The 19,436-nt window shown below is 70.4% G+C and carries 22 protein-coding genes and 1 tRNA gene; 7 read left to right on the top strand and 16 right to left on the bottom strand.

What is annotated here, in order from left to right:
- The first annotated feature begins 7 nt into the window (after positions 1–7).
- Both RS86_RS11130 and RS86_RS11125 read left to right on the top strand, forming a co-directional pair.
- Positions 8–1,255, top strand: coding sequence for an HNH endonuclease signature motif containing protein (locus tag RS86_RS11130; RefSeq protein WP_045272290.1), 1,248 nt, complete (start codon positions 8–10; stop codon positions 1,253–1,255).
- A gap of 91 nt (positions 1,256–1,346) precedes the next feature.
- Positions 1,347–2,567, top strand: a complete 1,221-nt coding sequence (locus RS86_RS11125) for an MFS transporter (RefSeq protein WP_045272372.1) — start codon at positions 1,347–1,349, stop codon at positions 2,565–2,567.
- A gap of 11 nt (positions 2,568–2,578) precedes the next feature.
- Here the strand turns inward: RS86_RS11125 and RS86_RS11120 are convergent, their stop codons facing one another.
- The 8 genes from RS86_RS11120 to RS86_RS11085 form a co-directional block, all read right to left on the bottom strand.
- Positions 2,579–3,022 carry a hypothetical protein gene (locus RS86_RS11120; protein WP_045272289.1) on the bottom strand — a complete coding sequence of 148 codons (444 nt, stop codon included), beginning with the start codon at positions 3,020–3,022 and terminating at the stop codon, positions 2,579–2,581.
- Positions 3,019–3,519, bottom strand: coding sequence for a TadE family protein (locus RS86_RS11115; protein ID WP_235281753.1), 501 nt, complete (start codon positions 3,517–3,519; stop codon positions 3,019–3,021). The genes RS86_RS11120 and RS86_RS11115 overlap by 4 nt, the downstream gene beginning before the upstream one ends.
- On the bottom strand, positions 3,485–3,889 hold the full coding sequence (locus RS86_RS11110; protein WP_235281752.1) for a TadE/TadG family type IV pilus assembly protein: 405 nt from the start codon (positions 3,887–3,889) through the stop codon (positions 3,485–3,487). Before RS86_RS11110 ends, RS86_RS11115 begins: the two co-directional genes overlap by 35 nt.
- Before the next feature lie 15 nt (positions 3,890–3,904).
- Positions 3,905–4,102 carry a hypothetical protein gene (locus tag RS86_RS11105; RefSeq protein ID WP_045272287.1) on the bottom strand — a complete coding sequence of 66 codons (198 nt, stop codon included), beginning with the start codon at positions 4,100–4,102 and terminating at the stop codon, positions 3,905–3,907.
- Between the two features lie 32 nt (positions 4,103–4,134).
- On the bottom strand, positions 4,135–5,061 hold the full coding sequence (locus RS86_RS11100) for a type II secretion system F family protein (protein ID WP_045272286.1): 927 nt from the start codon (positions 5,059–5,061) through the stop codon (positions 4,135–4,137).
- Entirely contained in the window at positions 5,058–5,912 is an 855-nt protein-coding gene (locus tag RS86_RS11095; RefSeq protein ID WP_045272285.1) for a type II secretion system F family protein, read from the bottom strand. The genes RS86_RS11100 and RS86_RS11095 overlap by 4 nt, the downstream gene beginning before the upstream one ends.
- Positions 5,909–7,084 (bottom strand): CpaF family protein, encoded by a 1,176-nt coding sequence (locus tag RS86_RS11090; RefSeq protein WP_045272284.1) that lies wholly within the window; start codon positions 7,082–7,084, stop codon positions 5,909–5,911. Before RS86_RS11090 ends, RS86_RS11095 begins: the two co-directional genes overlap by 4 nt.
- A gap of 89 nt (positions 7,085–7,173) precedes the next feature.
- A complete protein-coding gene (locus RS86_RS11085) occupies positions 7,174–7,623 on the bottom strand; it encodes a MarR family winged helix-turn-helix transcriptional regulator (protein WP_045272283.1) in 450 nt (149 codons plus the stop codon).
- Between the two features lie 110 nt (positions 7,624–7,733).
- Between RS86_RS11085 and RS86_RS11080 the strand changes: the two genes are divergently transcribed.
- A complete protein-coding gene (locus RS86_RS11080) occupies positions 7,734–8,948 on the top strand; it encodes an MFS transporter (protein WP_045272282.1) in 1,215 nt (404 codons plus the stop codon).
- A gap of 56 nt (positions 8,949–9,004) precedes the next feature.
- A tRNA-Leu gene (locus RS86_RS11075) sits at positions 9,005–9,086 on the top strand.
- Between the two features lie 44 nt (positions 9,087–9,130).
- On the opposite strand, the gene RS86_RS11070 is transcribed toward RS86_RS11075, so the two are convergent.
- The gene (locus RS86_RS11070) at positions 9,131–10,297 is read right to left on the bottom strand and encodes an MFS transporter (protein ID WP_045272281.1); all 1,167 of its coding nucleotides are present in this window, start codon (positions 10,295–10,297) and stop codon (positions 9,131–9,133) included.
- A gap of 107 nt (positions 10,298–10,404) precedes the next feature.
- Entirely contained in the window at positions 10,405–10,734 is a 330-nt protein-coding gene (locus RS86_RS11065) for an ArsR/SmtB family transcription factor (RefSeq protein WP_045272280.1), read from the bottom strand.
- A 167-nt stretch (positions 10,735–10,901) separates the two neighbouring features.
- Here RS86_RS11065 and RS86_RS11060 point away from each other — a divergent pair, with 167 nt between their 5' ends.
- Positions 10,902–11,588, top strand: a complete 687-nt coding sequence (locus tag RS86_RS11060) for a DedA family protein (RefSeq protein ID WP_045272279.1) — start codon at positions 10,902–10,904, stop codon at positions 11,586–11,588.
- Between the two features lie 7 nt (positions 11,589–11,595).
- Here RS86_RS11060 and RS86_RS11055 read toward each other — a convergent pair whose 3' ends face one another.
- A complete protein-coding gene (locus RS86_RS11055) occupies positions 11,596–12,432 on the bottom strand; it encodes a Ku protein (RefSeq protein ID WP_045272278.1) in 837 nt (278 codons plus the stop codon).
- Positions 12,433–12,494: 62 nt separating this feature from the next.
- Here RS86_RS11055 and ligD point away from each other — a divergent pair, with 62 nt between their 5' ends.
- On the top strand, positions 12,495–14,510 hold the full coding sequence (ligD, locus tag RS86_RS11050) for a non-homologous end-joining DNA ligase (protein ID WP_045272277.1): 2,016 nt from the start codon (positions 12,495–12,497) through the stop codon (positions 14,508–14,510).
- Positions 14,511–14,533: 23 nt separating this feature from the next.
- Here the strand turns inward: ligD and RS86_RS11045 are convergent, their stop codons facing one another.
- From RS86_RS11045 to murI, 4 genes are all read right to left on the bottom strand, one after another.
- Positions 14,534–15,466, bottom strand: coding sequence for a cation diffusion facilitator family transporter (locus RS86_RS11045; protein WP_045272276.1), 933 nt, complete (start codon positions 15,464–15,466; stop codon positions 14,534–14,536).
- Positions 15,467–15,564: 98 nt separating this feature from the next.
- Entirely contained in the window at positions 15,565–16,155 is a 591-nt protein-coding gene (rdgB, locus tag RS86_RS11040) for an RdgB/HAM1 family non-canonical purine NTP pyrophosphatase (protein WP_045272275.1), read from the bottom strand.
- Positions 16,152–16,898, bottom strand: coding sequence for a ribonuclease PH (gene rph / locus RS86_RS11035; RefSeq protein ID WP_045272274.1), 747 nt, complete (start codon positions 16,896–16,898; stop codon positions 16,152–16,154). Before rph ends, rdgB begins: the two co-directional genes overlap by 4 nt.
- Positions 16,895–17,728, bottom strand: coding sequence for a glutamate racemase (gene murI, locus RS86_RS11030; protein ID WP_045272273.1), 834 nt, complete (start codon positions 17,726–17,728; stop codon positions 16,895–16,897). The genes rph and murI overlap by 4 nt, the downstream gene beginning before the upstream one ends.
- 70 nt (positions 17,729–17,798) lie before the next feature.
- Here murI and RS86_RS11025 point away from each other — a divergent pair, with 70 nt between their 5' ends.
- Positions 17,799–19,121, top strand: coding sequence for a nicotinate phosphoribosyltransferase (locus RS86_RS11025; protein ID WP_045272370.1), 1,323 nt, complete (start codon positions 17,799–17,801; stop codon positions 19,119–19,121).
- A gap of 12 nt (positions 19,122–19,133) precedes the next feature.
- On the opposite strand, the gene RS86_RS11020 is transcribed toward RS86_RS11025, so the two are convergent.
- The gene (locus RS86_RS11020; RefSeq protein WP_045272272.1) at positions 19,134–19,400 is read right to left on the bottom strand and encodes a DUF3039 domain-containing protein; all 267 of its coding nucleotides are present in this window, start codon (positions 19,398–19,400) and stop codon (positions 19,134–19,136) included.
- Positions 19,401–19,436 lie beyond the last annotated feature (36 nt).

Below are 19,436 nucleotides of genomic sequence, written 5' to 3'. Positions count from 1 at the left end.
TCGGATCATGGAGAACACCGACGATCCGGCCCCGCGACTCGCGTCCGCGGCGGAGATCGTCGGCTTCGTGCTCGGCGATCTCGCCCGCAACGACCATGAGGTGAACCGCCGGGCGGCTCTGCGCTCGGAGCGGATCCTCGAGGTGATCGAACTGGCGCGCCGGCACCCCGACCTGTACACCGCCGACGCGGATCCCGGCTTCGCCGAGCGGGCGGCGGTCATGGACGTGGCGTTGCGGCTGCAGCTCTCCGAGGACCAGGTGCGCGCCATGCAGGCGACCGCCGAGTTCGCGATGACGCTGCTGCCGAACGTCTGGGAACGAGCCCGTTCCGGATTCGGCTCCCCCGCGGCCGTGCAGGACGTGGTCTCCCGCGTGCGGGTGCTTCAGGCGCCGATCGATGCACCGGACGACGTCCGGGCGGAGGCGCGCACGGCGATCGCGGCCGTCGACGAGGCGGCCGCCGAGTGGGTGCTGACCTGCCCTCCGGCGATGCTGCGGCGCAAGGTCCGCACCCTCGTGGACAGACTGCTCGGCGACCGCACCGTGCGACGTCATGCGCGCGCGATGGAGGACAGGGCGGTGACCTTGACCGAAGCCGGTGACGGCATGTCGTGGCTGAGCATCTACGGTCCGACCGCCGACCTGCACGCCGCCTATCACCGGCTCTCGGCGACCGCGAAGCACATGCAGAAGGCGGAGCGGGGCGACCGCACGCGGGATCAACTCCGTGCGGACCTCGCCGCGGCCTGGCTGAAGGGCGATGGCACCGCGACGGCGGTGACGACGAAGGTGTTCGTCACGGTGCCCGTGCAGCTGCTCGCGGGCGAGCGCCCTCCGGCAGAGCAGGCGGAGATCGTCGGCGTCGGTCCCATCGACCCGCTCACGGCCGCGCAGATCTTCCTCGACGCCGGATCCTTCCACCGCGTCATCACGGATCCGGTCAAGGGCGTCATCGTCGACATGGATCGCCGCACCTACCGCCCCACCCGGGCGCAGCGCGACTGGCTGATCCTGCAGCACGGCACCTGCTCCCGCGACGGCTGCACCCGCCTTGCACTCGATGCCGACATCGACCACGACCTTCCCTGGGCCGACGGCGGAACCACCGACATCCGCCGGCTGCGGCCCCTCTGCCCCCGGGATCATCGCCTGCGACATCGCACGCGAGCGAGGTATCGCACCCGGCCCGAGGAGCGCACGGTTCAGGTCATCACGCCGACCGGGTTCCGTACTTCCGCGCCTGCGCCGTTCTGAACGGCTCGGCCGCTCCGCCTCGGACGGTGCACGGGTCTACCGTGGAGACGTGGCGGAACGGTCGATCTCAGTGCTCTGGAAGTTCGGCCCGATGGTGTACCTGCCGACGCTGCTCTTCTCGCTCGGCGAAGGCGCGGTCCTGCCGCTCATCCCCGTGATCGCGGCGAGCCGGGGCGCGTCGCTCGCCTCCGCCGGCCTCATCGCCTCGGCCCTCGTGGTCGGACAGTTGTGCGGCAACATCCCCGCCGGCTGGCTGGTTGCGAAGGTCGGCGAGCGGTTCACGATGGTCATCGCGGGTGTGCTCTCGCTGATCGGCGTGATCGCGGGCGCCTTGGCGCCGAGCCTCGTCGTGTTCACGATCGCGGTGTTCGTGGTCGGCATGTCGGCTGCGGCGTTCGGCCTCGCCCGCCACGCGTTCATGACCACCCGGGTGCCGCTCGAGTTCCGCGCCAGGGCGCTGTCGCTGCTCGGCGGATCCTTCCGTGCGGGCATGTTCGTGGGTCCCTTCCTCGCCGCCGCGCTGCTCGCGCTGTTCCACACCGAGAATGCGACCCTCTGGTTCTTCGCCGTCCTGCTGGTCGCGCTGATCCTGCTCGTGCTGTTCGGGCCGGATCCCGAGGCGCAGGCCGCGGCCGCCGAGCGCGAACCGGACGCGGTCGAGGACACCGGCGAGGCGGTGAGCGGGTCGATCCCCACCATCGAGCGCGCGGGTGTCTTCCGCACGATGTGGCGCAACCGCGGTGTGCTGGGCCGCCTGGGTCTCGCGGCGGCGAGCCTGTCGGCGGTACGCGCGGCCCGCCAGGTGGTGCTGCCGCTATGGGGCATCTCGATCGGTCTGGATGCCTCCTCGATCGCGCTGGTCGTCGGCGTCTCCGGCGCGATCGACTTCGCCCTGTTCTACGCGAGCGGCCAGGTCATGGACCGCTTCGGCCGGCTCTGGGCCGCGCTGCCCGCGATGGTGCTGATGGGCGCAGGCTTCCTGGTGCTCTCGCTCACGCACGACGCGGCCACCAACGTGCTGTGGTTCGGCATGATCGCGGCCGTGCTCGGCGTCGGCAACGGACTGTCGAGCGGCATCCTGCTCACGCTCGGCGCCGACGTCGCCCCGCAATCCGAACCCGCGGCGTTCCTCGGATCCTGGCGCACGCTGACCGACGCGGGAGGTGCGATCGCTCCCCTGCTGTTCTCCGGCATCGCAGCGATCAGCTCGCTCGCGATCGGAGCCGCCGTCATCGGCGGGATCGGCGTGCTCGGCGCGGTGGGGTTCCTGCGGTGGATCCCGCGGTTCGTGCCGCGGCGACCTGCGGGCTGAGTCGGTCGCGGTCACTCCAGTGCCGTGCGACTGGTCCCCGTCGACTGGATCACGAGCATCGAAGGCACGAACTCGCTGAGCAGCGGGGGCGACCACGTCGCGCGCACGGTCACGCGCGCCGAGCGTCCGTCGGGACTGCCCGCAGAGACCAGCTCTGCGCCGTCGTCGATGATCCCGATCACCGCGCTCGCCTGATCCGCGATCTCCGCGTCGTCGAGCTCGGCGCGGATCGCCTCGCCCTCGACCTGCAGGCGGAAGCCGTCGGCTCCGGCGAGCGCGGCCGCGTCGGCCATCGAGTCGAGCCGCTTCTGCGCGATGTAGAGATCGGTCGCGCATACGCACACGTAGATCACGGCGATCGCCAGCACGAGATAGCCAAGGATGAGCGGCATCGTGCTGCCGCGGTCATCGTCGAGCAGACCGACACGATGCTCCCTTGCCCCCACCGCGTTCATCCGTCCATCCACGTGCGCGAGACCTTGTACGCCGAAGACGCCTGCACACGCACCCTGCTCACGCGGTCCAGGCCGAACACCGGCGGCACGAACGGCAACGCGACCTCCGCCGTCACCGTGACCACGACCGTCGCGCCCGCAGCCGGGCATCCGGTAGTGACCGGTGCGCAGCGGATGTCGACGTCGACGGTGTCCGCATCCATCCCGTACTCCTCGATCGCGGACCGCACGGTCGCGTCCGCCCAAGCGGTGGCGTCGGCGACGCCCCTCGCCGCACTCATCGTGCGCGCCGCGTGTCGCGCCGCGGACTCGACTCCCAGCATCTCCCCCTGGATCGCGCCGAGCGCGAGCACGAGATACACCAGCGGCACGAGCAGGATCACCCCGAGCCCGATGAACTCGAGCGCCGCGGATCCGGTCTCGTCCGACAGCTCGCGAGCAGATGCACGGCAGCTGGCGAGGTCACCCCTCCTCGGTGAAGGACTCCACGGGAGCACGACCTGTCACCTCCAGCCCCGAAGGCACTCCGAGCAGCCCGATGAGCGGCAGTGTCGTGCGCACGGTGACCTCCATGGTCGGCACGCCCAGCGCGGCCGTCTCGCGTACGGTGACGTTCTGCGCGTAGCCGCGTCCGACGGCGCGACTGATCACGAGCGCGGTGCGCTGCACACCCTCACCCGGCTCGGTGTCGGCGAGGGCTGCGACGTGCGCACCCTCGACCGCGGCATCGTGCACGACGTTGCGCACATAGACGGCCAAGGCGAACTGCAGCACGCCCAGCGTGAGCGTGGTCAGCAACGCCCCCACGAGCACGAACTCGACCGGGCTGGATCCGCGGTCGTCGCTTCTGGGGCTCAGTTCCGCCACGCGAGACATGGTCGGTCAGAGTCCGCTCACGCGCGCGATCGCCTGCTCGAACAGGTTCGTGAGCGCCGGCCCCGCGACGGCCCAGATCAGCACCACGAGCCCGGCGGTCATCAACGTGATCAGGACCCAGCCCGGCACGTCCCCGCGCTCCGGATCGTCGCGCGCATCGAGGCGCGGTGGAGCGGCGTGAAGCAACAGACGATCAGCGGCCATGAGTGAATCCCTTCGAGGAGAGGAGGGCGGTCTCAGCCGATGCCGAGCCGCAGGATGAAGACGCCGGGGAACACGGCGAAGAGCACGCTGAGCGGGAGGATCAGGAACACGAGCGGGAGCATCATGAGGATCTCCTTGCGCCCGGCCTGCTCGATGAGGTCCCGCTTGGTCTCCTCGCGTGCATCCGATGCCTGCGCCTGCAGCACCGCGGCCAGCGGGGCACCACGTTCGAGAGCGGCGATGACCTGATCCGCGGCACGGGTCAGCGGCGGGATCTGCAACCGTTGCGCGCACTCGCTCAGCGCATCGGCGAGCGAGGATCCCGTGTTGACGGCGAGGATCACGCCCCGCAGCTCCCCGCTCAGCTCGCCCGAACCGGCCTGACCCACGCGGCGGAGCGCATCCGGAAGCCCCTCCCCCGCGGACAGGCACAACGCGAGGAACTCCAGCACCGTCGGCAGCTCCTCGGTGAGCCGACGGACGCGCGCCTTCGCCCGAAGGCCGAGCAGTGCGTCGCAGCCGGCTCCGGCCGTGACCGCGGTCAGCACGGGGAGGAGCACGGCCGATGCCGACAGCCGACCGATCAGCACGAGAACGACCGTCGCACCGGCACCCGCTCCGAGTCCGAACAGCACCCAGACCAGTTGCCGGCTGCGGAAAGTGCGCGATCCACCGGACAACCCCGCCTGGCTCATCCGCCGGGCGACACCCACGTCGCCGCCGCCGAACAGCCCGAACACTCCGGTGATCCGCGCCGTCCAGGATCCGCCGGCGGGCATCCGCCACGGCAGCCGCGCGGCCGGATCCGCGAGGTCGGCGACATCGCGGACGTACGGTGCGATCCGCAGGCTGAGGTTCGCCCAGCGCCAGCGCGGGAAGGCCGCCAGCGCGAGCAGCACCCCCGCCGCCAGCAGACCGCCGAGCAGGACGGAGACGGCGATGTCGGACAGCGAGTTCATCGGAACCACCGCCGTGGTTCCGGCAGCCGGCCGATGCGCAGCATGATCCGGAAGGCGACGAACGACACTGCGGCGCCGCCGAGGATGAGCGCCACGCCTTCGGGGCTCGTGTACGCGCTGGCACCCTCTGGGCGCAGAAGAAGCAGCCCAAGGATCGCCCACGGCGCGATCGCGCCGAGCACCGCGGCACCACGGATCCAGGACTGACGCGCCTCCACCTCGGCGCGCAGAGCGGCCTCCGCCCGCACGGAGCCCGACAGCGCGCGCAGGACCGTCGTGAGCTCCGTGCCGCCGACTTCTCTCGCCATGCGAAGGGTCTCCACGATCCGGTCTCCGACAGGATCCGCGAGCGCCTCCTTGAGCTGCGCCGCCGCCGCGTCGAAGCGGCCCGTCGCATGCAGATCGCGCGCGAACGCCGCGAACGCGGGGCGCAGCGGAGCAGGAGCGGCCTCCTCCAGCGCGGCGACGGCATCAGGCAGCGGCATCCCCACCCTGATCGACGCGATCAGCAGGTCGCAGACGTCGGGCCACAGCCCGCGCCGCAACCGCAGCAGTCGATGACGCCGCGCACGCAGGAAGACGACCGGCATCGCGGCACCCGCGAGCGCCAGCACAAGGGCGAAGGCGGGCGTCCCCGTCATCAGCCACGCCACGGACCCCGCCACGAGCCCGCCCGCCACGACGCTCACCGCGAGCGCGCGGGCATCCGCCCGGAACCCTGCTTCACGGAGCAGCCGGGTCGAGGCGCCGCCGCGCGGAATGCGCACCGCGCGTTCCCCCGCGGGCCACAGCCACGGAGACGCCACCAGCACGACGCCGGCGGCGAGCAGCGCGCCCAGGAGCAGGGTCATGCGACGCCCCGGTGGCGGAACATGCCCGAAGAGGCATACGGCTCCGGCTCCGCATGGATGACACGATGCGTGATGCGTCCGCCGGCGTCGACGCCGAGAGGCTCGATCACCTCGGCGACACGTCGGGTGCCGTCAGCCTCGCGGCGGCAGTGCACGACGAGGTCCACGGATGCGGCGAGCGCCGGTGCGATGAACGCCCTGTCGATGTTGCGTCCCGCGAGCAAGGGCAGCATCGTGAGCTTGTCGAGCGCCTCCGCGGCCGAGTTCGCATGCACGGTGGCCGCGCCGGGGATGCCGGTGTTGAGTGCGAGCACCAGATCGAGCGCCTCGGCATCGCGCACCTCGCCGACAACGAGCCGGTCGGGTCGCATCCGCAGCGCCTCCTTCACGAGGCGGCGCAGCGTGATCTCCCCCGTACCCTCCAGGCTCGCCTGGCGACCCTGGAGGGCCACGAGATCCGGCGCCTGCACGCCCAGCTCGAACGTCTCCTCCACGGTGATCACCCGCTGTTCGCGGCATTCCGCGACGAGCGCGGCCAGGAGCGTGGTCTTGCCCGCATGAGTGGGCCCCGAGACCACCACGCTGCGGCCCGCGCGCATCGCGTCGGAGAGCATCACACCGACCGACGCGGGAACCATGCCCTGCGCGACGAGGGAGTCGAGACTCCGGTACCGCGGCAGGAACCGCCGGATGTTGACGGCCCAGGACCCATGGACGACATCGGCGATCGCGACGTGCAGCCGGGATCCGTCCGGCAGGGACGCATCGACGAACGGCTGCCCGATGTCGACCCGCCGCCCGGTGGAATGCAGCATGCGTTCGACGACATCGCGCAGTTGGGCCTCGGTCAAGGCGATCGGCACGCGCTCGCTGCGTCCCTCGCGGGCGATGAACACGCGTGAGGGACCGTTGAGCCAGATCTCCTCGATCGTGTCATCCTCGAGCAGCGGTTGCAGCGGCCCGTAGCCGGCCACCCCGGCGAGGATGTCCCGCACACAGGCCGCCTCGTCGTCGATCGTGGCGGTGCCGCGGGCGAGCGCGTGATCGTTGTGCCGACGCACCTCGAACTGAGCGATCCGCCGCGCCTCATCGGGATGGGCCGAAGGATCCGTCCGCTCGGCACGCAGCCGCGCACGCACCCTCTCGGTGACGGCAGCGGTGGTCGGACTCACCCCCGCATCGTCGCAGGATCCGCGGATCCGCCTCGGAAGTTATCCACAGGTGCCGCGGCTCAGCGCGCCGGACGCGCGTCTGACAGGTGTCAGCCCGCGCGGGCGACGTCGTGCAGCGCGTCCACCATCGGCAGCAGCTCGGGCTGCTCCGCGGCATCGGCGAGCACGCGCTCCAGGGTCTCGTCGTGCACCGGACGGGCGCGCTCGTACAGCTCCCGACCGCTCGGCGTGAGCTCGGTGTAGATCCCGCGCCGGTCGTCGACGCAGAGGATGCGGGTGAGCAGTCCCCTGTCTTCGAGCCGGTTCACCAGGCGGGTCGTCGCACTCGGGCTGAGCGCGGCGGCTCGGGCCAGCTGCTGCATGCGCATGTGCCAGCCGTCCTGCCGGTCCAGCGCCTCCAGCACGGTGTACTCGACCACCGAGAGCCCCGCCTCGGCCGACAGGGCGCGCTCCAGCTCGGCCTCGATCATGGCGTGCAGGGCAGCCATCGTGCGCCACCCGCGGGCGCGGATCTCGACGGCGTCATCGGCGATGCCCATGGACCCTCCTCAAGTAGTTGCTTGCGCTTTCTATTTGCGCGTGCAAGCATTGTGTTCACTCGCGCGAAATCCCGCGCCTGCAACTATCTCACTGTACCAGGAGCCCCTCCATGCCTCTCGGCCTGATCGCCCTCGCCCTCGGCGCCTTCGGAATCGGCCTCACCGAGTTCGTCATCATGGGCCTGCTGCCCGAGGTGGCCGCCGACTTCGCCGTCACCGAGACCGCCGCCGGCTGGCTCATCTCCGGCTACGCGCTGAGCGTCGTCGTCGGCGCGCTGTTCCTCACCGCCGCGACCACGCGCCTCCCCCGCAAGCCCGTGCTGCTCGCCCTCATCGTCCTCTTCATCATCGGCAACGCGCTCACCGCCCTCGCCCCCGACTACGGCCTCGCGATGGTCGGCCGCATCATCGCGGCCCTCACGCACGGTGCATTCTTCGGGATCGGATCCGTCCTCGCCGCCTCACTCGTACCCGCCGCGAAGAAGGCGGGGGCGATCGCGATCATGTTCACCGGCCTCACCGCTGCGAACGTGCTCGGCGTCCCCTTCGGCACGTTCCTCGGCCAGCAGTTCGGCTGGCGCGCGACGTTCTGGGCGATCGCGATCATCGGCGTCGTCGCGTTCGCCGGGATCGCCCTGCTCGTTCCTGCGACGCACGACATCGCGCCCACCCGCCTGCGTGACGAGCTCGGCGCCTTCCGCTCGAGCCAGGTGTGGTTCTCCCTCACCGTGACGGTGCTCGCCTACGGCGGCATGTTCGGCGCCTTCACCTACATCGCGTACACGCTCACCGAGGTCAGCGGCTTCGCGTCGGGCATGGTGCCCTGGCTGCTCGTACTGTTCGGCCTCGGCCTGTTCCTCGGGAACTGGGCGGGCGGCAAGGCCGCGGATCGGTCGATCGACGCGACCCTCATCGTCTTCATCGCGGCCCTCGTCGTCGTGCTCGCGGGCTTCGCGCTCGTCGCGTCGAACGGCCCCGCGACCACCATCGCCCTGTTCCTCATGGGCGGCTTCGGGTTCGGCACCGTGCCGGGCCTGCAGTCCCGGGTCATGGGCTACGCGTCCTCGGCCCCGACGCTCGCCTCCGGTGCGAATATCGGCGCATTCAACGTCGGCAACGCCCTCGGCGCCTGGGCCGGCGGAGTCGGCATCGCCGCAGGACTCGGATACACCTCCCCCATCTGGATCGGCGCCGGGATCACCGCACTGGCGCTCGTCGTGATGATCGCCGCAGCGACGCTCGCCCGACGCGGATCCGCGCGGCCCGACACCGCGGGCGCAGGCGCGCCCACCGCCACGAATCCGATTCCCGTCGCCGCGCACTGACGACGGCCGACCCGCCCGGCAGACCCCGACGCGCCGCCGATAGACTGGTCGCGCTCGCGGGAGTGGTGAAATCGGTAGACACGCAGGATTTAGGTTCCTGTGCCTTCGGGCGTGTGGGTTCAAGTCCCACCTTCCGCACGAAAGCATGAGGGGGCGGCCGCCTGGCTGCCCCCTCATGCGTCTCACGCGCGAAGATCGACCTCCGCGCGCCGGGTCGGCGACCGCACGGCCAGGACCAGCACCAGCGACAGCAGGGCCGCGACCGCTCCGAGGATCAGCACGGACCGGACGCCGGTCACACTGATGCTCAACGCTCCGAGGGCGGAGCCGAGAGCCACGCCGATGTTCGATGAGGAGACGAAGAGGCTGTTGCCGAACTCCGGCGCATCGGACGTCTCTCCCGCGATGAGGCTCTGGCCCAGAAGCAGCCCGCCGGAATGCACCAGGCTCCACGGGATCACGAGCAGGCCGATCGCCCAGGCCCAGGGGGCCACCAGAGCGAGCACGACGTAGAGCACCGCGTACGCGAGCAGGAAGCCCAGGAGTGTGGCTCGCAGGCCGCGCGCGATCAGCCGCGCGAAGAGGAAGTTCCCCCCGACCATGACGACGCCGAACACCAGCAGGAGAACGCTGACCATCGGTCCCGGCATACCTGCGACCGTGCCGAGCAGATCAGCGAAGTAGCTGTACGTGGAGAACATCACGACGAAGATCGCCGTGACCGTCGCGAGCTGCAGCCACACCCGGGGCCGTCGCAGGGTCCCCACCGAAACGCGCGCCGCGGTTCTTCCGGCGGCAGGCAGGGCGGGAACCCACAGGGCGATCCCCACCAGGGCGAGGACGTTGACGACTCCGGCCGCCGCGAAAGCCACGGGGAGGGAGAAGCGGTCCGCGAGGAACGACATCGCCGGCACTCCGAACGCGAACCCCAGCGTGACGCCGGCGAAGACGCGGGCCGCCGCCCCCGCCGCTTTGCCGGGCGCAGCCATGCTGCCGGCGGCGGTCAGGGCGAACGCGAAATAGACGGGATGCATCAGGGCCGGGAGGATCCGGAACACGACGAGCACCGGGAAGCTCTCCGAGACCGCGTAGACCGCGTTGGAGAGGGCGAACACGCCCATCGCGACGAGCAGGACACTCTTCCGGTCGAACCGTTCCGTGAGCAGCACGCCGAACGGCCCGCTCGCCGCGACGACCACGGCGAACACGCTCACCAGCAGCCCCGCCTCGGCCACCGAGACATGGGTGCGCGAGGCCACCAGGGGCAGCACCCCCACAAGCCCGATCTCGGTGCTGATGATGCCGAACACCCCCATCGACAGCGCCGTCATCGACAATCCACGTCTCATGTTGCCTCCATATATATAGATAAATAGATGTAAAACGCGAACAAGGAGCGCATGACGGAAGCCCCTGCCGGCGAGAGCCGTTCAGGCGGACAGGCGGCTGGAGCGAACTACAGCGAGCGACTCACGCGCTCGGCGAACTCGCGGATGGCGTCCTCATCGCGGCGGTAGTACGTCCAGCGCCCCGCCCGGAACGACCGCAGCAGTCCCGCGTCCTGGAGATTCTTGAGGTAGGTCGACGTCACCGACTGGGAGAGCCCGATCGCCTTCTGGATGTCCTGGACGCACACTCCGGCATCGACGTCCAGACCTTGGTCCGCGTACCGCTCGCGCCCGAAGCTCCGTTCCGGATCCTTGAGGAGTGCGAGGATCTCGCGCCTGGTCTCATTCGCCACGGCGCGATACACGCGATCCACCAGTACGCGATCATCTGCACTCACATATCTAAATTATCAGATGAATAGCCCCGCCGTGGTCGGAGCCCTCTCCCAGCCGCGCGACACCCGCGCCACCATAGAATTCAACTCAAGCCGCATCCCGCGGACGGACGGCGCACTGCGCGCCGCTGCAAGACCACCAGCGACGACTCCACGGACGGGAACCACCTGTGCACCACGCCGCCCTCATCCCCTGGCTCGACCCGAACGTCATCATCAACGGCGCCGGCCCCTGGGCACTCGCCGTGGTGCTGTTCATCATCTTCGCCGAGACGGGCCTGCTCATCGGGTTCCTCCTCCCCGGCGACACGCTGCTGATCATCTCGGGCCTGCTGACCCACACCAACCACGTGTTCGGGGTGGAGATCTGGGCCGTCGGCCTGCTGATCGCACTGGCGGCGTTCCTCGGCGGCGAGGTCGGCTACCTGATCGGGCACAAGGGCGGCCCCGCGGTCTTCGAGCGCAAGGAGTCCGGCTTGTTCAGCCGGAAGAACGTGGAGCGCACGAACCACTTCTTCGAGCGCTTCGGCGGTCTGACCGTGATCCTGGCCCGCTTCGTCCCGGTCGTGCGCACCTTCGCGCCTGTCGCGGCGGGCGTCGGGCACATGCCGTGGCGGAACTACAGCCTGTACAACCTCATCGGCGCACTCATCTGGGGCTTCGGGCTCACGTACGTCGGCTACCTGATCGCGTACATCCCCTGGATCGCGGACCTCGTCACCAAGTACATCGACGTGATCCTGCTCGGCGTCGTCGCGCTCACGCTCGCGGTCACCGTGTGGCACTATTTCAACGAGCGCCGCAAGGCGAAGAAGGAGTCCGCGGCGGGAGTCCCCGCCGTCGAGCCGGAGATCTGAGCCGGGCTCAGCCGGCGTCGCGGGCGGCTCCGTCCGCGACGCCCTTGCCGGACGCCTCGGCCCGCGCGGCCTTCGACTTCTCGACGCTCGCCCGCAGCGCTTCCATCAGGTCGATGACCTCGCCGCCCTTCTCGGCCGGCGCGAACGTCTCCTCGGTCTCGAAGGCCTCGCCCTTCTCGATCTTGGCGTCGATGAGCGTGCGCAGCTCGACCTGGTACTCGTCGACGAACGCGCTCGGATCGAAGTCGGCGGAGAACCCGTCGACGAGCGACGCCGACAGCTCCAGCTCCTTGTCGGAGACCGTGACCTCCTCCTGCAGGGCGGGGAAGTCGGCCTCGCGCACCTCGTCGGCCCACAGCAGGGTCTGCAGCACGAGCACGTCGCCGCGCACCCGCAGGGCCGCGAGCCGTGTCTTCTGGCGGAGCGTGAAGCGCACGATCGCGGTACGGTCCGTGGCTTCGAGGGTCTTGCGCAGCAGCACATAGGCCTTGGGCGACGTGGAATCCGGCTCGAGGTAGTAGGCCTTGTCCAGCGTCAGCAGATCCACCTGGTCCGAAGGCACGAACTCCACGACGTCGATCTCGCGGCTGCGCTCGGCGGGCAGCGACTCGAGGTCGTCCTTGGTCAGCACCACGGTCTGCGACTCGTCCTGGTACGCCCGGTCGATCTCCGAGTAGGCGACGGTCTCTCCACAGATCTCGCACACCCGCTTGTACCGGATCCGCCCGCCGTCCGCGTCGTGCACCTGGTGCAGCGAGACGTCGTGGTCCTCCGTCGCCGAGTACACCTTGACCGGCACGTTGACCAGGCCGAAGGTGAGCGAGCCCTTCCAGATCGTCCTCATGGCACCAGTACACACCACCGGCGCTCACGACGGATACCTCCGTGCGCACTACTGTGACCCACATGGCAGACGGCCCGCAGTTCGTGCGCATCGGAGAGCGGCGACTGCGCGTGACGAACCTCGACAAGGTGGTGTACCCCGAGACGGGGACCACCAAGGGCGAGGTGATCGACTACTACGCGCGGATCGCCCCGCAGCTGCTGCCCGTCGTCGCCGGCCGTCCTGTCACCCGCAAGCGCTGGGTGGAGGGCGTCGGCACCGCGGCGGATCCGCAGGGGTCCTTCTTCGCGAAGCAACTCGAACCGGGCGCGCCGGGGTGGATCCCCCGTCAGGAGATCCCGCACTCCGGCGGCGCGAAGGACTATCCGCTCGTCGACGAGGTCGCGACGCTGGTCTGGATGGCGCAGGTCGCCGCGATCGAGCTGCACATTCCGCAGTGGCGCTTCGCCCCGGACGGCGGCCGCGGCGACCCGGACCGCCTCGTGCTCGACCTGGATCCGGGCCCCGGCGTGACGCTCGCGCAGTGCGCCGAAGTCGCGCTGCTCGCCCGCGGGATCCTCACCGGCATGGGTCTGGATGCGGTGCCCGTCACGAGCGGGAGCAAGGGGATCCACCTGTACGCGCATCTCCCGGGAGATCGCACGAGCGACGAGATCTCCGCCTTCGCGCACGCCCTCGCGCGGGCGATCGAAGCCGATCGCCCGGACCTTGTGACGAGCGTCATGACGAAGACCCTGCGCGCAGGCAAAGTGTTCCTCGACTGGAGCCAGAACAACGGCAAGAAGACGACGATCGCGCCCTACTCGCTGCGCGGACGTCCGCAGCCGTGGGTCGCCGCCCCGCGCACCTGGGCCGAGTTGGAGGATCCGGACCTCCGCCAGCTGCGGTTCGACGAGGTGCTCGAGCGCGCCGGGAGGGGCCTGGATCCGTTCGCGGCGATTACAGCGGCCGCCACGGCGGCGGCTGACGCCCCGATTCGGGGCACAGATCACCGTTTTGGGGCGCGCCGCACCACAGAATCCGTGCGGGACGCGCCCCAAAACGAGGTTCCGCGCCCCAAAACGACTGTCGCCACGCTAGACGGAGCCACCGCCGCCGGGGACGGATCCCCCGTCCCCATGTACTCCCCGATGCTGGCCGAGCACGGGACCCCCGGCACGGCCCGGGGCCTCGGCTGGGCCGAGATCAAGTGGGACGGGATCCGCGCGATCGGCACCTGGTCGGACGGCCGTTTCCGGCTGCGCGCCCGGAGCGGCACCGACATCACCGACCGCTACCCCGAGCTCACCGCGGACGGCGCACCGGGATTCCCCGTCGGCGAGGCCGTGGTCGACGGGGAGATCGTGGCGCTGGATTCGGCGGGCCGGCCGAGCTTCCACCGCCTGCAGGACCGGATGCACCTCACCCGGGCGCGCGAGATCGAGCGCGAAGTCGTCCGCACCCCCGTGCGCTACCACCTGTTCGACCTCCTGCACCTGGAGGGCCACGACCTCACCCCGCTTCCGCTGCGGGACCGCCGGGAGCTCCTGGAGCAGATCGCCACGGATCTGCCCGCCCCGGTGCTCGTGCCGCCGGTGTTCGACGACGTCGACGCCGCCCTGGCCACGAGCGCCGCACTCGACCTCGAGGGGGTCGTCGTGAAGGATCCCGCCTCGCCCTACGCGTCGGGCGGCCGCTCCCCGCGCTGGCTGAAGATCAAGCTCACCCGGGCGCAGGAGGTCGTGATCGTCGGCATCCGTCCCGGCAAGGGCGACCGCACGGGGCGCATCGGATCCCTGCTGCTCGCGATCCCCGAACCCGGGCTGCCGTCCGGACTGCGCTACGTCGGCCGGGTGGGCACGGGCTTCACCGACCGGATGCTGCAGGATCTCGGCGCGCGGCTGGAGGCGCTGCGCACGCCGTCGCCCTCCGTCGACGGCGTCCCCGTCGCGGACGCCTCTGACGCGCTGTGGGTGAGCCCAGAACTCGTCGGAGAGGTCGAGTTCGCGAACTGGACCGACGACGGCGTGCTGCGGCACTCCCGCTGGCGGGGGCTCCGTCCCGACAAGCGGCCGGACGAGGTCGTCGTCGAGTCCTGACCCCCGGGCTCAGACGTGCGGCCTCAGGCGTGCACGGCCTCGCAGTCTCCGGCGTTTCCGGCGCCACTCTCATCGGGCTCGATCTGGAATGTGGAGTGCTCCACGTCGAAGTGCTCCGCGAGGCAGGTCTGCATCTGGACGAGGAGCGCTGCCGCTCCCCCGTCGGCGAGCACCGCAGGCTGCACCGAGACGTGTGCCGTGAACACCGGCGCGCCACGCGTGAGCTGCCAGACGTGCACGTCGTGCACCCCGGTCACGCCGGCATAGCCGAGCAGATGCTGACGGATCTCGCTGACGGCGGTGCCCTTCGGCGCCGATTCGGCGAGCACGGAGAACACCTCGCGCAGCAGTGCGATCGCGCGGGGGATGATCATGGCGGCGATCACGAGCGAGGCGATCGCATCGGCGGGCATCCAGCCGGTCGTGATGATGACGATCGCCGCGACGATGACCATGGCGGATCCGATGAGGTCCCCCATGACCTCGAGATACGCGCCTCGGACGTTGATGCTCTCCCGCTGCGCCGCACTGAGCAGCCACATCGAGATCGCGTTCGCGACCAGGCCGACCGCTGCGACGATCAGCATGAGGGATCCGGCGACCTCGACCTCTCCCGGATTCACCAGCCGGGTGATGCCTTCGAACGCCACCCACGCGGAGAGCAGGATCAGGATGATCGCGTTGATCAGCGCTCCGAAGACCTCGGCGCGCTGATAGCCGAAGGTGCGCCGGTCATCGGCCGGGCGCGCGGCGACGGCGCTCGCGATGAGGGCGATGACGAGGGCGGAGGCGTCCGTGAACATGTGCGCCGCGTCCGCGAGCAGCGCGAGGGACCCGCTGAGGATCGCACCGACCACCTGCACGATCATGATCAAGGACGTGAGCGTCAGTGAGATCGCGAGCAGACGGCGGTGGCCTGATGAGCGGATCCCCGTGGCGGGTGCGTGGTCGTGCATGCATCAAGGGTAGAGCCGGGATCCCCCGGTCGGAGGCGTTTTCGCCTAGTCGGGAATGGGGATGATTCTCACTTGCGCCGCACGTCGGCGGCGCAGCCTCAGAGCTCGGCGAGCAGGGGCACCAGCGCCACGAAGGCGCGGGCACGGTGCGACTGCGACTGCTTCTCCTCTGCCGCGAACTCGCCGACCGTGCGCTCGGCGCCGGCCTGTCCTTCCGGCAGGAACACGGGGTCGTAGCCGAAGCCGCCGTCGCCGACAGCGGCGTGCGCGAGGCGGCCCGGCCATTCGCCGCGGACCGTCCACTCGCGTCCGTCCGGAAGGACGAGCGCGATGACGCTGACGTAGTGCGCGGCGCGATGCGGATCCGCGATGTCGCGCAGCTGATCCAGCAGCAGCTCCCGGTTCGCGACGTCGTCCTTCTTCTGCCCCGCCCAGTAGGCGGAGAACACCCCTGGCGAGCCGCCCAGCACATCCACCGCGATGCCGGAGTCGTCGGCGAGCGCCGCGAGGCCGGTGTGCGCGGCCGCGGCGCGCGCCTTGATGAGCGCGTTCTCCTCGAACGTCACGCCGTCCTCGACCGGCTCCGGCCCGTCGTACCCGACGACCTCGAGATCGGGACGTGTGGCCGCCACGATCTGCCCGAACTCCGCGATCTTGTGCGCGTTGTGCGTCGCGAGGACGATCCTCACGCCTGCTCCTCGGCGAGCGCCGTGAGCTGGCGGTCGCGCAGATCGGCGCAGCCGTTGACGCCGAGCTCGAGCAGCGCGTCCAGCTCGCGCTTGTCGAAGGGCGCGCCCTCGGCCGTGCCCTGCACCTCGACGAACAGACCACGGCCGGTGACCACCACGTTCATGTCGGTCTCGGCGCGCACGTCCTCGACGTAGGCCAGGTCGAGCATGGGCTCGCCGTCGATGATGCCGACCGAGACCGCGGCGACCGAGTCGTGCAGGACCTGGGCCTTCTGCCCGATGAACTTCTTGCGGCGGCCCCACTCGATCGCGTCGGCCAGCGCGACGTACGCTCCGGTGATCGCCGCGGTGCGGGTGCCGCCGTCGGCCTGCAGGACGTCGCAGTCGATCACGATCGTGTTCTCGCCGAGCGCCTTGGTGTCGACGACCGCGCGGAGGGCCCGGCCGATCAGGCGCGAGATCTCGTGCGTGCGACCGCCGATGCGGCCCTTCACGCTCTCCCGGTCGTTGCGCTCGTTCGTCGCCCGCGGCAGCATCGCGTACTCGGCGGTGACCCAGCCCTTGCCCTTGCCGCTGAGCCAGCGCGGCACGCCGTTCGTGAACGACGCCGTGCACAGCACCTTCGTGTTCCCGAAGCTGATCAGCGCGGATCCCTCCGCCTGGGCGCTCCAGCCGCGTTCGATCGTGATGGGGCGGAGCTGGTCGACGGTGCGGCCGTCCTTGCGGATGGTGGACTCGGTCATGGGATCTCCTTGAGGTGGGGAAGGTCGATGACGCCGGTCTGCACGAGCCGGACGCCCCGCACCTCCTGGCCCATCAGGCGGTTGGCGAGGGCGGTGAAGTCGTCCGCGGACGCACCGGTCGCCTCGTACACGTAGTTGGGGCTGGCGTCGGCGGAGGCGAGGAGATCGCCGCGGACGAGCTGGCGGTAGACGTCGCCCGCGGTCTCGTCGTCGCTGGAGACGAGCGAGACGCCCTCCCCCATGACGTAGCCGATCGCACCGCGCAGGAACGGATAGTGCGTGCAGCCGAGCACGAGGGTGTCGACGTCCGCGTCGCGCAGCGGCGCCAGGTATTCCTCCGCGACCCGGAGCACCTCAGGGGTGTCGGTGATGCCGGCCTCCACGAACTCGACGAAGCGCGGGCACGCCGCCGCGAACACCGCGAGGTTCTCGTTCACCTCGAGCATGTCCTGATAGGCGCGGGATCCGATCGTGCCGACCGTGCCGATCACGCCGATCCGGCCGTTGCGGGTGGTCGAGATCGCCCGGCGGACGGCGGGGCCGATCACCTCGACGACGGGCACGTCGTAGCGCTCGCGCGCGTCGCGCAGCATCGCCGAGGACGCCGTGTTGCAGGCGATCACGAGCATCTTCACGCCCTGATCGACGAGCGTGTCGAGCACCTCGAGCGAATAGCGGCGCACGTCGGCGATGGGCTTCGGCCCGTAGGGCGAGTGCGCGGTGTCTCCGATGTAGACGAACGACTCCCTGGGCAGCTGCGCCCTGATCGCCCTCGCGACGGTGAGCCCGCCGACCCCGGAGTCGAAGATCCCGATCGGCGCGTCGTTCATGATGCTCCAGCCTAGTCGGGCGCACGCGTCCTCGCGCTTCGGACGGCCCGCCGCCCGTATGCTGATCGCCATGACCGCGTCCAGCGCCCTGAAGACCGATCGGTACGAGCTCACGATGCTGGAGGCTGCGCTGCGCGACGGCACCGCCGCGCGCCAGAGCGTGTTCGAGCTGTTCTCCCGGCGTCTGTCCGGGGGTCGGCGGTTCGGCGTCGTGGCCGGCACCGGGCGCCTGCTCTCGCTGCTGCGCGACTTCCGGTTCGGCGAGGACGAGTTGCGCTACCTGCGCGATGCGAAGGTCGTGGATGCGGCCACGCACCGCTACCTCGAGGGCTACCGCTTCTCCGGGACCATCCGCGGCTACCGCGAGGGCGAGCTGTACTTCCCCGGATCCCCGATCCTCACGGTCGAGGGCACGTTCGCCGACGCCGTGATCCTGGAGACCCTGGCCCTCAGCGTGCTCAACCACGACTCCGCCGTCGCGACCGCCGCCAGCCGCATGAGCATCGCCGCCGGAGAACGCCCGCTCGCCGAGATGGGCTCCCGACGCGCCGCCGAGGACTCCGCGGTCGCCGCCGCCCGTGCCGCCTTCATCGCCGGGTTCGGCGCCACCAGCAACCTCGAGGCCGGCCGCACCTGGGGCATCCCCACCATGGGCACCGCCGCGCACTCCTGGACGCTCCTGCACGACAGCGAGGAGGACGCCTTCCGCGCCCAGATCGACGCGCTCGGCACCAGCACCACGCTGCTCGTGGACACCTACGACATCCGTCGCGGGGTCGAGACGGCGATCCGCGTGGCCGGCACGGAACTGGGCGGGGTGCGCATCGACTCCGGCGACCTCCCGATCATGGCTGCCGAGGTGCGTGCACAGCTCGACGAGCTCGGCGCAATCGGCACGAAGATCACCGTGACGAGCGATCTGGACGAATACGCGATCGCCGCCCTCGCCGCCTCCCCCGTCGACTCCTACGGCGTCGGCACGTCGGTGGTGACCGGATCCGGATACCCGACCGCGAGCATGGTCTACAAGCTCGTGGCGCGCCAGGGATCCGACGGCGGCTGGGTCGCCGTGGCCAAGGCCTCGGCGGACAAGGCCTCGAAGGGCGGCCGCAAGGCGGCGTTCCGGATCCTCGCCGACGGCGTCGCCCAGTCCGAGCGCGTGCTCGTCGCGGACGGTTTCGAGGAACTCGGCGTCCAGGAAAGCTCGGACGGGCGGGCGCTCCAGGTGACCCTCGTCGAGGGCGGGGAGATCGACACCGCGTACGAGGGACCGGCCGGAACCGTCGCCGCGCGGGAGCACCACCTCAAAGTGCGCGAGGAGCTGCCGGTGCGCGCCCTCGCGCTCAGCAAGTCGGATCCGGCGATCCCGACCGAGTTCGTCGACGTCGCCTGACGTCGCCTGACGTCAGCCGACCATCGACTCGTAGATCTCCTTGCAGGTCGGGCACACCGGGAACTTCTCCGGATCCCGTCCCGGAGTCCACTTCTTGCCGCACAGCGCCCGCACGGGCTTGCCGGTCAGAGCGGACTCGAGGATCTTCTCCTTCTTCACGTAATGGGAGAACCGCTCGTGGTCTCCCGGCTCCTGCAGCTCCTCGTTGAGGAGCTGCTCGAGTTCGCGATCGAGGGTGGCGACGCCGCCCTGGTCCGGGGCATCCAGCGGGGTACTCATGACCGCGAGTCTAATCGCGCCCAGGCCGACCGGCGC

The organism is Microbacterium azadirachtae, from assembly GCF_000956505.1.
Taxonomy (GTDB): Bacteria; Actinomycetota; Actinomycetes; order Actinomycetales; family Microbacteriaceae; genus Microbacterium; species Microbacterium azadirachtae_A.
Note: the sequence above shows the minus strand (reverse complement) of the source record. Positions and strands in the feature narration are given on the sequence as shown.

Coding starts and splice junctions, on each gene's coding strand:
- RS86_RS11130 (WP_045272290.1), top strand. CDS start 8: ATGGAGAACACCGACGATCCGGCCCCGCGACTCGCGTCCGCGGCGGAG.
- RS86_RS11125 (WP_045272372.1), top strand. CDS start 1,347: ATGGTGTACCTGCCGACGCTGCTCTTCTCGCTCGGCGAAGGCGCGGTC.
- RS86_RS11120 (WP_045272289.1), bottom strand. CDS start 3,022: ATGAACGCGGTGGGGGCAAGGGAGCATCGTGTCGGTCTGCTCGACGAT.
- RS86_RS11105 (WP_045272287.1), bottom strand. CDS start 4,102: ATGGCCGCTGATCGTCTGTTGCTTCACGCCGCTCCACCGCGCCTCGAT.
- RS86_RS11100 (WP_045272286.1), bottom strand. CDS start 5,061: ATGAACTCGCTGTCCGACATCGCCGTCTCCGTCCTGCTCGGCGGTCTG.
- RS86_RS11095 (WP_045272285.1), bottom strand. CDS start 5,912: ATGACCCTGCTCCTGGGCGCGCTGCTCGCCGCCGGCGTCGTGCTGGTG.
- RS86_RS11085 (WP_045272283.1), bottom strand. CDS start 7,623: ATGGGCATCGCCGATGACGCCGTCGAGATCCGCGCCCGCGGGTGGCGC.
- RS86_RS11080 (WP_045272282.1), top strand. CDS start 7,734: ATGCCTCTCGGCCTGATCGCCCTCGCCCTCGGCGCCTTCGGAATCGGC.
- RS86_RS11070 (WP_045272281.1), bottom strand. CDS start 10,297: ATGAGACGTGGATTGTCGATGACGGCGCTGTCGATGGGGGTGTTCGGC.
- RS86_RS11055 (WP_045272278.1), bottom strand. CDS start 12,432: ATGAGGACGATCTGGAAGGGCTCGCTCACCTTCGGCCTGGTCAACGTG.
- ligD (WP_045272277.1), top strand. CDS start 12,495: ATGGCAGACGGCCCGCAGTTCGTGCGCATCGGAGAGCGGCGACTGCGC.
- RS86_RS11045 (WP_045272276.1), bottom strand. CDS start 15,466: ATGCACGACCACGCACCCGCCACGGGGATCCGCTCATCAGGCCACCGC.
- rph (WP_045272274.1), bottom strand. CDS start 16,898: ATGACCGAGTCCACCATCCGCAAGGACGGCCGCACCGTCGACCAGCTC.
- murI (WP_045272273.1), bottom strand. CDS start 17,728: ATGAACGACGCGCCGATCGGGATCTTCGACTCCGGGGTCGGCGGGCTC.
- RS86_RS11025 (WP_045272370.1), top strand. CDS start 17,799: ATGACCGCGTCCAGCGCCCTGAAGACCGATCGGTACGAGCTCACGATG.
- RS86_RS11020 (WP_045272272.1), bottom strand. CDS start 19,400: ATGAGTACCCCGCTGGATGCCCCGGACCAGGGCGGCGTCGCCACCCTC.